Here is a 12,884-nt window from a genome sequence, read left to right as displayed (position 1 = left end):
AGACTCGACTCGTGATTGGAACGCGGTGCGTCAGAACGAGATGCGCGGGCCCACGAACCACTGGGTGTCGCCGCCGTCGGCGAACTTCACGTCGGCATTGATGCCCCAGGTCGGGTTGAACTTCACCTGGGCGCCAACGCGACCGTAGAAGTCGCCGTCGAAGTCCTGGTAGTCCTCGTAGCCGGCCATCGCATAGGCCTCGAAGTTCGGGTTGATCGCGCCGCGCACGCCGGCTTCGACGCTGTAGCCGTTGCCATCGACGCCCTGGCCGGCGTCGAACTTCTCGTAGGCGACGCGGGTGACGAGGTCGAGCTTCGGGTTGATCTCGCGGTTGTAGCCGACGCCCAGGCGCCACTGGTCGAGGCTGACGTCGGTATCGCTGATGTCGACCTTCGAATAACCGCCGAACACGTGGAAGTTCGGGTTGATCGCGCCGGAGCCATTCAGGGCCCAGCCGTCGGCGTCGTTGTTGGTGCCGGTGTGGCCGGCGTCGACGCGGGTGTAGCCACCCTCGACGTAGTTGTAGGACACGCCTTCGGCCGCGGAAGCAGCGAACGGGAGGGCGGCGAGCAGGGTCAGGGCGAGCAGGGTGCGCTTCATGGGGTCTGGTCCTAGGAATTTGTTCTTCTGGGTCGAACGCCCGGCTCGAGCGGCCGGTGGGTGGGCAGTATCCCGAATGAAGCCGAACGCGCCCTTAATAGTGAACCGTTCGGTTTAGGAACTTTTCGGCAACTGTGCCGGTCGCCGGCGCGCCCGCCGTCACGTATGTGACTCGCCTCACAAGTGATGACGCACTGCGTCATGTTCTGCCGTCGCACCGTGTCGTTCGCTGCCGAACAACGACGCGCTGCGTGTCGGGCGAAATCCGACATGTTTTCCGACACTTACGCCTGACGGCCCGGCGCGGTCGCCGCCGCCAGCCTGTCCGTGGATGTAAAAACCACGTGAAAACAAGGCGATGCGCATGCGTACGGCGCTACCGCGGCCACTTTTGAACCCGGCCACACGCGAACCGTGACCGGTTTGGCACGGAAGCTGCCTTAGGTCGCCGAGCGTCCGGCGTCCGCCGGCCCCGCGGGCCTGCCCCCGGGAACGCCTATCGGGTCGACCGTGAGGTCCGACCCGGCCGCGCACGGTCTGCGGACCTGGGGAGGCGCGGCGTTCCAAGCCCGGCCGCCCCTTCGCCATGACCCGAAGCCGACCCGCGTGTCGGCGGTGACACCGAGTGCAGACCCGATGATCAAGTTCACAGGATCGCGCGCCGCGCGTGCGACGACCCGCGATGGCGGCTGGATGGTGCGGCTCGCCACGATGCTTGCGCCCACGCGCACGCTGGCCGTCACCTTGCTGGTCGGCGTCGCCACCCTGGCGACACTGCCCGACGCCCATGCACAGCGCGCGTTCGCGCGGCGCTTCCCGGTGGTGGGCGCGCCGTCGCTGAACATCGAAGGCGACGTCGTGCTGATCGGCAACGTCAACCTGACGTGCCCCGCGGGTTCGACCTCGACGGACGACGGCGCGACCTGCGCGGCCGTGCAGGCCGGCGCGAACGGTCGCAACAACGGCTTCGCGATGGCGGCGGTCAACGTCGACGCGGACGGCACCAACACCAACTCGAGCATCGCGACGCTCAACCTGCCGGCAGGTTCGAACGTGCTGTTCGCCGGCCTGTACTGGGGTGCGGTGCAGGCCACCGCATCGGCACGCACGACGGTGCGACTGAAAGCGCCGGGCGGCGGCTACTCCACCGTCACGGCAAGCGTCACCGACGCGATCGGCTCGACCTACCAGTCGTTCGCCGACGTCACGTCGACGGTGTCGGCCGCGGGCAACGGTGCGTACACGGTCGGCAACATCGGCCAGACCGCGGCATCGGGCAACTGGTCCGGCTGGACGCTCGTCGTCGCCTACCAGAAGGCCGGTGCGCAGCTGCGCAACCTGTCCGTGTTCGACGGCCTGCAGGCCGGCAATGGCACCACCACCCAGCTCGACATCGCGATCAACGGCTTCTACACGCCACCGGCCGGCACGGTGAACAGCAACATCGGCCTGGTCGTCTACGACGGCGACCGCGGCCAGAACGACGACGCCGGCGGCGCCGCGTCGCTGCTGTTCGGCGTGGACACGTCGAACCTGTTCCCGGTCTCCGACGCGGTGAATCCGCAGGCCGACGTCTGGAACAGCTCGATTTCCTACCAGGGCGCGAACGTCACCGCGGGTCGCACGCCGGCGTACACCAACCTGCTCGGCGTCGACATCGACAACGTCAAGCCGAACACGCCGTTGCCGCACAGCGCGACGGGCGCGATCGCGCGATTCCACGCGAGTGCGAACGACGTCAACTACCCCGGCGTGATCACGTTGGCGACCGACGTGTTCGAGCCGGAAATCGTCACCTCGTTCACCAAGACCGCGACCAACGACAACGGCACGACCAGCTTCCATCCCGGCGACATCGTCACCTACACGATCGCGCTCACCAACCGCGGCAACGACAACTCCAACAACACGCGCATCAGTGATCCGCTGCCCGTGGGCGTGAGTTACGTCCCCGGTTCGCTCGAGATCACGAGCGGCGCGAACGCCGGCGCGATGACGGACGCCACCGGCGACGACCAGGCGGACTACGTCGCGGGCACGCGCACGGTGACGTTCCGCGTCGGCTACGCCGCCGGCGCGACCACCGGCGGCGCGATCGCGCCGGCGGAGAGCACCACCGTGCGCTTCAAGGTCAAGATCGATCCGGTCGCGAACGGCGCGTCGTTGTCGAACGTCGCGAACGTCAACTACGTGAGCAACACGAGCGGCATCGCCGGCTCCGGCAACACGCCGCAGTCCGTGTTCACGGTCACCAACGCGGCGGACGTCGCGATCACCAAGGCAGGCCCGGCGAACGTCGGCACCAGCGCGCCGATCCGCTACACGATCGTGGTCAGCAGCGCGGGGCCCGACAGCGCCGATGGCGCGAAGGTCACCGACAACGTGCCGGCGGGCCTCACCGGCGTGTCGATCAGCTGCGTCGCCGCGGGTGGCGCGGTGTGTCCGTCGACGACGGGCCTGACCACGCTCAATGCGCTCGCGATCCCGACGCTTCCGTCCGGCGGCAGCGTCACCTTCACCATCGACGGCACGACGCCGGCGTCGCCGACCTCGCTGAGCAACAGCGCGTCGGTCGCGATGCCCGCGGGCGTGAGCGACCCGACGCCTGCCAACAACAGCGCCGGCCCGGTCGTCAGCAGCGTGGCGACGCCGGCGGATCTCGCGGTGACCAACGCTGTCTCCGGTGGCGCGCACTATCCCGGGCAGACGGTCACCTACACCATCGTTGTCACCAACAACGGCGCCGGTGCCGCGACGTCGACCGCGTTGTCGAACCCGCTGCCCGCCGGCATGACGTTTGTTTCGCTCGCCGCGCCCGCGGGCTGGAGCGCCACGACACCGGCCGCCGGTACGAATGGCACGATCAGCGCGACGACGGCCAGCCTGGCTGCGGGCGCGAGCGCGACGTTCACGCTGGTCGCGCGCATTCCCAACAGTGCGGCGGACGGCGATGCATTCGCCGATACCGCCACGGCGAGCGCGACGCCGGTGGATCCGGATCCGACGAACAACACGGCGACCGCATCGTTCACCGTCAATGCCGGCGCCGACGTCTCGATCAGCAAGACGCTCGTCACCACTGGTACGTACCACGAAGGCCAGGACCTGCAGTACACGCTGGTCGTGAGCAACGCCGGTCCGGCGACCGCGACCAACGTGCAGGTCACCGACACGCCGACCAACCTGACGATCACCAACGTCAGCGGCGCGGGCTGTGCGGCGCTGCCCTGCACCATCGCGTCGCTGGCCTCGGGCGCCAGCGCGACGATCAACGTCACCGCGCAGCCGCTGGCCGGCACGTTCGACAACGCCGCCGCGGTCAGCGCCACCGAAAACGATCCGACGCCGGGCAACAACACCGACACCACCGGCAACGGCGGCACCGCGATGGCGGCGATGGACCTCGCCGTCACGCATGTACTCACCAGCGGCACCCCGGCGAGCGCGGGCTCGCAGGTCACCTACACGATCACCGTCAGCAACAACGGACCGTCGTCGGTGCCGGGCGCGACGCTGCTCGAGACGATGCCGCCCCAGCTCGGCGGCGCGACGTGGACCTGCGCCAGCGGCTGCGACGTCGCCAGTGGCGCGGGCGACATCAATGTCGGCATCACCGTACCGGTCGGCGGCAGCATCACCATCCTGGTCAGCGGCACGGCGCCGACGACCACGCCGTCGACGATCGCCGCGGCGACCGCGTCGGTCACCGCCTCCACGTTCGCCATCGACACCGATGCGAGCAACGACTCGGCAACGGCGCCGGCCGTGCCGGTGCTCGCGCTGCCGATCGCTGCGATCGACGACGCCGGCAGCACCGGCGGCGCGTCGGGCGGTAGCGCGATCGCCAACGTGCTCGGCAACGACAACTTCGACAGCGGCGCGGCGACCGTCGGCAACGTGACGCTGTCGGTGGTTACGCCGGCCTCGAACGCGAACGTCGCGCTCGACACGACGACGGGCGCCGTCACCGTCGCCGCTGGAACACCGTCGGCGACGTACACGATCGTCTATCGCATCTGCGAAACCGCGAACGCGGGCAACTGCGACACCGCGACCGCGACGGTCACGGTCACCTCCGCGGCGCTCGTCGCCAGCAACGACGCTGGCAGCGCGAACGGCCAGACCGGTGCGACCGCGGTCGCCGGCGTGCTCGCCAACGACACGCTCAACGGCGGCGCCGCCACGCCGTCGAACGCGACGCTGGCGCAGGTGTCGACCACGCAACCGAACGTGACGCTCGACATCGCGACCGGCGCCGTCGTCGTCGCGCCCGGCACGCCCGCGGGCACCTACACGCTGGTGTACCGCGTCTGCGAAGCGATCAACCCGTCCAACTGCCAGACCGGCACCGTCACCGTGACGGTCAGCGCCGCGGTGGTGAACGCCGTCAACGACGCCGCGGGGCCGATCGAGGGCAGCGCGGGCGCCACCGGCGTCGTGAACGTGCTCGGCAACGACACCATCGGCGCAGCGCCGGCCACCGCATCGATCGCAACGGTCACTCCGTCGGGCAACGGCCCGCTCTCGGTGAACGCCAACGGCACCGTCGATGTCGCCGCGAACACGCCGGCCGGCACGTATCCGCTGACGTACACGGTGTGCGAGCAGCTCAATCCCACCAACTGCGATACCGCGACCGTCAGCATCATCGTGTCGGCCGCCGTGATCGCCGCGAACGACGACGCGCCGTCGCCGATCACCGGTGCAACGGGCGGCGTGGCCATGGCGAACGTCCTCGCCAACGACACGTTGGGCATCGCGGCGCCTTCGCTCGCGACGGTCACGCTCACGCAGCAGTCGACGTCGAACCCGGCGATCGCGCTGGACGTCGCGACCGGCGCCGTGAACGTCGCCGCCGGTACCCCGGCCGGCACGTACACGCTGGTCTACCGCATCTGCCAGCAGCTCAACCCGTCCAACTGCGACAGCGCGACGGTGACGGTGGTGGTGTCCGCCGCCGCGATCGACGCGGTGGACGACGCCGCCTCGAACGTCAACGGCGTGGCCGGCAACGCGAACGTGCTCAACGTTCTCGGCAACGACCTGCTCAACGGTGCAACCGCCACCGTGTCGAACGCGACGCTGGCGCAGGTGTCGACCACCAACGCGAACGTCACGCTCAGCGTGTCGACCGGTGCGGTCGCCGTCGCCGCAGGCACACCGGCGGGCACGTACATCGTGACCTACCGCCTGTGCGAGCAGCTCAATCCCGCCAACTGCGACACCGCCACCGCCAGCATCGACGTGGTCGCGCCCGCGCTGGCCGCGACCAACGACGTCGGCACCACGTCGCAGAACACGCCGCTCGCGATGAGCGTGCTCGCCAACGACACGATGGCCGGCGGCACCGTCGCGTCCACCGCAGTCACCATCACCGTGACCGTTGCCCCGCAGCACGGCACCACGACAGTGGGCGCGAACGGCGTGGTCACTTACGCGCCTGCGAGCAACTACAGCGGCGTCGATGCCTTCACGTATCGCCTGTGTGACATCGTCAACCCGACGGTGTGCGCCACGGCGACCGCCGCGCTGCTGGTGACGCCGAACGCGGTCGACGCGATCGACCAGGCATTGAGTACGCCGCAGACCGGTCCGGTGGTGATCGATCCGATGCGCACGACGATCAACGGTGGCGGTGCGCCGCTGGATCCGTCGTCGGTGCAGGTCGTGACGCCGCCGTCCAACGGCACCGTCGTGGTCAACCCGAACGGCACGATCACGTTCACGCCGGACCGCCTGTTCTTCGGCACGGTCAGCTTCCGCTATCGCATCTGTGACCGCTCGGCACCCACGCCGGTCTGCGACGTCGCGCAGGTGACGGTGGGCGTCGCGATGCAGGCGCCGCAGCTGCGCCTGGTGAAGACGGTTCCCGCGCGTGGCGTCCACGTCGGTGATCTCGTGCGCTACACGGTGGTCGTCGAGAACACCGGCATCTCGCCGGCGAACAATGCGACCGTCATCGACACGCCGCCGGCGGGCTTCACCTACGTCGAGGGTTCGCTGGCGGTCGATGACGCCGATGACCGTTTCGTGCTCGCCGGCGTGCAGCCGATCCGCATCAACGGCGTGGATGTTCCGGTGGGCGGTCGCGCGACGATCGTCTACGTGTTGCGCGTCGGCGCGGGCGTCGGCCGTGGCACGCACACCAACGCGGTGAGCGCGATCGATGCGACCGGCACCGCGGTGTCGAACACGGCCACCGCCGACGTCACCGTCGAAGGCGATCCGACCATGGACGACGCGCTGATCCTCGGCACGGTGTTCGTCGACACGAATCGCGACGGCGTGCAGCAGGACGGCGAGCCCGGCCTGCCCGGCGTGCGGATGGCGTCGGTCGAAGGCCTCGTCATCGAGACCGACGTGCACGGACGTTTCCACGTCGCCGGCGTGCAGCCGCAGAACGCGCTGCGCGGCAGCAACTTCGTGCTGAAGGTCGACGCCGCCACGTTGCCGCCGGGCAGCACGTTCACCACCTCGAACCCCCTGGTCCGTCGCATCACGCCGGGCCTGCCGGTGCGCTTCGACTTCGGCGTGACGCTGCCCGCGGGCAGCGACGCCGGCACCGCCACGCGCTGAGACACGAGCACGCCATGACCTTCAAGATGAAACTGCTCGATCTCGCGCTGATCGGCATCCTGTACACCGGCGCGGCGCCGATGGCCGCCGCGCAGGCGGCCGACACGGCGTCGATGTCCGTAGCCAACGCGCCGGCGATCGTGCCGGCCGGCCGCAGTGTCGCCACGTTGCCGAATGGCAGCGTGGTGTGGGCGATCGAAGATCCGACGCTGACTGCGCCGCGCCTTTCGGTCATGTCGGCGCCCACCGCGGCGTTCGACAACGGCCATGTCGTCGGCCCGCTGCGCTTTCAGGGTGCGACCAACTACGCGGCGTTCGTCGAACGCATCGAGGTGTCGGTCTATCGCGCGAACGACGACGACCTCGTCACGCCGCTCGCGACGATCGCGCTCGCACCCGGCGCCACCGTGCAGGGCGAATGGGATGGCGCGCTGCCGTCGAATGTCGTGCTGCATGCGGGCGATTCGCTGCGTTACGTCACGCGTGCCTACGGTCGCGATGGCGGCGTCGATGAAACCTATCCGCAGCTGATCCAGCTCGTCACGCGCGACGAATATGCGCGCGGCGTGCAGTCGGTGCGCGCGCAGGTCGAGCGCAGCCGCGGCGCGCTGGACTCGGGCGATGCGGCGCAGTCGCTGCAGCTGCAGGCGGCCACATCGGCCGACAACGGCCTGCGCAGCCAGACCATCGCGATCCACGGTTCGCGCGTGCGGCTGTTCGGTCGCGACGTTCCGCGCGGCGCCGCGCTGTCCATCAACGGGCAGCCGTTCCCGGTCGCGCAGGACGGCACGTTCGTCGCCGAATTCCTCGAGCCGGTCGGCACGCATCGCTACGCGCTGTCGACCGGTGCGAACGACGTCGCCGCGCCGTCCGCGCCGCTCACCGTCGACGTCACCGGCCGCTATCTGTTCCTGGTCGCCCTCGCCGACGTCACGCTGTCGAAGTCGGGCGGCAACGATCACATCGAGCCCCTTGCCGGCGATGAGAAGTTCGACGACGGCTTCATCAAGGACGGTCGCCTCGCGTTCTATCTCAAGGGCAAGGTGAAGGGGAAATACCTCGTCACCGCGCAGGCCGATACGCAGGAGCGCGAACTCGACCATCTGTTCGACGGTTTCCTCGACGCGACGCCGACCGACGTCTTCCGTCGCCTCGACCCCGATGCGTACTACCCGGTGTACGGCGACGACTCCACCACCACGCGCGACGTCGACACGCAGGGCAAGCTCTACGTACGCGTCGACTGGGATCGCAGCCAGGCGCTGTGGGGCAATTTCTCGACCGGCTTCACCGGCACCGAGTACGGCCAGTACCAGCGTTCGCTGTACGGGGCGGCGCTGAATTACGTCTCGCGCGGCAGCACGCCGCTGGGCGAGCCGCGCACCACGTTGCGCGCGTTCGGCAGCGAGGCGCAGAGCGCGCCGGGCCACAGCGAGTTCCTCGGTACCGGCGGCTCGCTCTACTACCTGCGCCACACCGACCTGCTGCCGGGTTCGGACCACGTCGTGCTGGAAGTCCGCGACGCACGCACGGGCCTTACCGAGGCGCGCGTCGACCTGCAGCGCGGCGCCGACTACGACATCGACGAGCTGCAGGGCCGCATCATCCTCGAGCGTCCGCTTGCGCAGATCACGCGCGAGAACGTGCACACGCTGACCCGCGACATGCCGCTCGACGGCTTGGAGCAGGTCCTGCTCGCCGACTACGAATACATCCCGGCGGGTTTCGATGCGGGCCATGCCAGCACCGGCGTGCGCGCAAAACAGTGGATGGGCGACCACCTCGCCATCGGCGGCACCTACGTCGACGAAAACCGCGACGGCGACGATTACCGCCTGCTCGGCGGCGACCTTACGTTGCAGGCGGGCCGCGGTACCTACCTCAAGCTCGAACAGCATCGCAGCGATTCGACTGCGGCACCGGTGTTCTATTCGGACAACGGCGGGCTCGGGTTCGTCGTGCGCAATCCGGTGGCGGCCGAACGGTCGGGCACGGCGAGCGCAGTCGATGCGCGCGCCAACCTCAAGGAACTCGGCTGGACCGCGCGCGACTGGAGCGTGGGCGCGTGGTGGCGTGACGTCGACGCCGGCTTCTCCGTCGCGCGTTTCGACACCGCGTCACCGACAACGGAGGCCGGTGCGGAGTTCTCCGGGCAAGTCGGTGAGCGCTTCGATCTGTTCGGTCGCGTGTCGCGCGTCGAGCGCGGCGCCTCCACGCTCGAGGATGCCCAGCTCACCGGCACGTGGCGCCCCACCGATGTCGACCAGCTGGGCATGGAGCTGCGTCGCGTTCGCGAGCAGGGCGCCGGCGCCGACCAGAAGGCGTTGCTCGCCGCGCTCGAATACCGCCGGCGCGTCGGTTCGTCGCTCGAGCTGTACGGCAGCGGGCAGGCGAGCTTCGGCGAGGACGGCGGCTACGCCAGCAACAACCGCGTCACCGCCGGCGCGAAGTACCTGTTCGGCAACGGCTCGAACGTCGGTGCGGAACTCAGCGACGGCAGCCGCGGCCACGCCGCGCAGGTCAACGGCGAATATCGCCTGGGCGACGACCACTCGGTCTACGGCGCGTATACGTACAGCACCGACACCACCGCATCGCGCGTCGCGAGCGAGTTCGACCGCGTGCTCGCCAACGGTTGGACGCTCGGCCAGCGCTGGCGTGTCTCGAATCGCGTCAACGTCTACAACGAGAGTCAGGGCATCCGCTCGGCGAACGGCGACGACGGCGTCAGCCATACGCTCGGCATGGACCTGTATCCGGCCGACGGCTGGCAACTCGGCTTCACGGTGATGGACGGCGCGCTCGATGCGAGCACCGGCCATGTCGATCGCAACGCCTACAGCGTCAGCGCCGGTCATACCGACCTGCGCACGCAATGGTCGAGCAAGCTCGAATACCGTCGCGACAGCGGCGCCGAGCAGCGCACGCAATGGGTGACGACCAACCGCCTGCTGTATCGCGTCAACGAGGACTGGCGCATCGCCGCGCGCGTGAACTACGCCGACACGGACGATGCGCTGAATGCCGCCGCGGGCGCGCGCCTGGCCGAGAGCAACCTGGGCTTCGCATGGCGCCCGCACGACACCACGCGTTACGCGATGTTCGGCAAGTACACGTACCTGCTCGACCTCGCCACGCTCGGCCAGGACGGCGGCGCGCAGTACGACCAGCGTTCGCAGGTGGTTTCGCTGGAAGGCGTCGTGCAGCTGGGCGATCGCTGGAGCCTGGCGCCCAAGCTCGCCAGCCGCTGGGGCGACTACCGCATGGGACGCGGCGTCGGCCAATGGCTCGACAGCCGCGCGGATTTCTCGGCGATGCAGTTGCGCTACCACCTGCCGAAGAACTGGGACGCTCTCGCGGAACTGCGTCGACTTGACGTGCGCGATGGCGGCACGCGCCACGGCGGCCTGATCGGCGTGGACCGACAGCTCGGTGACAACTTCAAGATCGGCGTCGGCTACAACTTCACCGACTTCAGCGACGACCTCACCGACCTCGAGTACGACCACCACGGTGTGTTCCTGAATCTCGCCGGCTTCTATTGATCGCCCGGCGGGCGGTCTCCCTCGATGTCGCGCCGCCGGAAATTCCGGCGGCGTTTTTCCTTGCGGCTTCGCAGTCACCTGAGCGTCGTTGGCGATCGCGTGCCGTCGGCAGCGCCGCTTGAACACTGCGCTGACGCACCCGGCCGCCCAATCGCGTTTTCATTGCGGAGCGCGACGATGGCCAAGGTGCTTGTTCTCTACTACTCGGCCTATGGCCACATCGAAACGATGGCGAACGCGATCGCCGAAGGTGCGCGCGAAGCCGGCGCGCAGGTCGACATCCGCCGCGTGCCGGAACTGGTGCCGGACGACGTCGCGAAGAGCTCGCATTACAAGCTCGACCAGCCGGCGCCCATTGCGAAGGTGGACGAGTTGCCGAACTACGACGCGATCATTATCGGCAGCGGAACGCGCTACGGGCGCATGACCTCGCAGATGGCGAACTTCCTCGACCAGACCGGCGGGCTGTGGGCGAAGGGCGCGCTCAACGGCAAGATCGGCGCGGCGTTCGCGTCGACCGCCACGCAGCACGGCGGGCAGGAGACGACGCTGTTCTCCATCCTCACCAACCTGCTACACCTCGGCATGGTCTGCGTCGGCCTGCCCTACAGCTTCCAGGGGCAGATGCGGCTGGACGAAGTCACCGGCGGCGCGCCCTATGGCGCGACCACCATCGCGGGTGGCGATGGTTCGCGGCAACCGTCGCAGAACGAACTCGACGGCGCACGTTTCCAGGGCCGCGAGGTCGCGACGCTCGCCAAGAAGGTATTCGGTTGATCGATCGACGTTGGCGTCGTGACTACTTTGCGTCGTGCGGCCTCACGCGCCGCCGGCGTAGCCCTGCTGCCGCCACGCTTCGAACACCGTCACCGCGATCGCGTTCGACAGGTTGAGCGAGCGCACGCCGGGGCGCATTGGCAGGCGCAGGCGCTGTTCGGGCGGCAACGCATCGAGCACGTCGTCGGGCAGGCCGCGCGTCTCCGGGCCGAACAGGAACGCATCGCCGACGCGGTAATCCGGCGTATCGAAACGCACGCTGCCGCGCGTGCTGAAGGCGAACACACGCAACGCCTCCCCGTGCTGCTCGCGCAGATGCGCGAGCGCGGCGTCGAGATCGCGATGCACCTTTACCGTCGCGTACTCGTGGTAGTCGAGTCCCGCGCGACGCAGTTGCTTGTCGTCCATGTCGAAACCCAGCGGCTCGACCAGATGCAAGCGCGCGCCCGTGTTCGCGCACAGGCGGATCGCATTGCCGGTGTTCGGCGGAATCTCGGGCTGGTAGAGGACGACGTCGAACATGCGCGCATTATCGCCGTCGCGCTGGTCGACTCACCACGGCAGCGACTTGCCTTGCCAGTCGACGAACGAACCGGACTTCGCGATGTCGAGGCGGTCGATCACCTGCAGCAGGCCGCGCACCGAATCGGCGGGCTGCACCGGCGCCTGTTCGCCGCCCATGTCGGTCTGCACCCAGCCCGGATGCAATGACACCACCGCGATGCCGCGATCGCCCAGCGCCGCCGCGAGCAGTCGCGTCGCCATGTTCAGCGCGGCCTTGCTGATGCAGTAGGTGGGCGTGCCGAAGCTCTGCGTGTTCGTGATCGAGCCCAGCTGCGACGACATGTTCGCGACCTTCGCACCATCGGCGAGCAACGGCGCGACCGCCTGCGTCAGCAGGAACGGGCCCATCGCGTTGGTGCGCAGGCTGTCTTCGAGGTTCTTCGCCGGCACCTGGCCGAAGCGTTCGCCCGAATGCAGCAGGCCCGCGTTGTTGATCAGCAGGTCCAGGCGTTCGTTGCCGAGGATGAGCGGCAACTCGCGCGCGACTTCGGCCTCCGCCTTCGGGTCCATGACGTCGAGCGGGAGTACGTGCAGTCGCCCCGGATGCTCGCCGATCAGGCGACCGAGCTCGTGCGCCTGCGACGGATGCCGCGCGGTGGCGATCACGTGGTCGCCGCGCGCGAGCAGCTGGCGGGCGAACTCCAGGCCGATGCCGCGATTGGCGCCGGTAAGCAGGACATTGCGACGGGGCATGGCGGACTCCGCTCGGGGAATCGCCCGACTCTAGCCCCACGCCTGTTCAGGCCGCGCGGGCAGGACCTTCGGCCGGTCCGCACGGCCCGCCGCTCGGCTAGCATCCAGCGGCCGGCCGGATTGCCGGCG

Annotated in this window: 6 protein-coding genes; 3 read left to right on the top strand and 3 right to left on the bottom strand. The window is 69.0% G+C overall.

Going from position 1 to position 12,884, the window contains the following annotated elements; all coding sequences use genetic code 11:
• Window positions 1-30: 30 nt before the first annotated feature.
• Window positions 31-600: an OmpO family porin gene (locus ACKTTN_RS02655; protein ID WP_407908324.1), complete on the bottom strand. Its 570-nt coding sequence runs from the start codon at window positions 598-600 to the stop codon at window positions 31-33.
• Window positions 601-1,236: 636 nt separating this feature from the next.
• On the opposite strand from ACKTTN_RS02655, the gene ACKTTN_RS02650 reads away from it, so the two are divergent.
• The 3 genes from ACKTTN_RS02650 (at window position 1,237) to wrbA (ending at window position 11,498) form a co-directional block, all read left to right on the top strand.
• A complete protein-coding gene (locus tag ACKTTN_RS02650) occupies window positions 1,237-7,176 on the top strand; it encodes an Ig-like domain-containing protein (RefSeq protein WP_407908323.1) in 5,940 nt (1,979 codons plus the stop codon).
• 14 nt (window positions 7,177-7,190) lie between these two features.
• Window positions 7,191-10,721, top strand: a complete 3,531-nt coding sequence (locus ACKTTN_RS02645) for a hypothetical protein (protein WP_407908322.1) — start codon at window positions 7,191-7,193, stop codon at window positions 10,719-10,721.
• A gap of 177 nt (window positions 10,722-10,898) precedes the next feature.
• A complete protein-coding gene (gene wrbA / locus ACKTTN_RS02640) occupies window positions 10,899-11,498 on the top strand; it encodes an NAD(P)H:quinone oxidoreductase (RefSeq protein ID WP_407908321.1) in 600 nt (199 codons plus the stop codon).
• Between the two features lie 42 nt (window positions 11,499-11,540).
• Here the strand turns inward: wrbA and ACKTTN_RS02635 are convergent, their stop codons facing one another.
• A complete protein-coding gene (locus ACKTTN_RS02635) occupies window positions 11,541-12,020 on the bottom strand; it encodes a tRNA (cytidine(34)-2'-O)-methyltransferase (RefSeq protein WP_407908320.1) in 480 nt (159 codons plus the stop codon).
• A 30-nt stretch (window positions 12,021-12,050) separates the two neighbouring features.
• Window positions 12,051-12,755 carry an SDR family oxidoreductase gene (locus ACKTTN_RS02630; protein ID WP_407908319.1) on the bottom strand — a complete coding sequence of 235 codons (705 nt, stop codon included), beginning with the start codon at window positions 12,753-12,755 and terminating at the stop codon, window positions 12,051-12,053.
• Between the last annotated feature and the right edge of the window lie 129 nt (window positions 12,756-12,884).

Source organism: Lysobacter claricitrinus (assembly GCF_045866565.1).
GTDB lineage: Bacteria > Pseudomonadota > Gammaproteobacteria > Xanthomonadales > Xanthomonadaceae > Cognatilysobacter > Cognatilysobacter claricitrinus.
The sequence above is the reverse complement of the archived record's forward strand: the minus strand, read 5'-3'. Positions and strand labels throughout refer to the sequence as shown.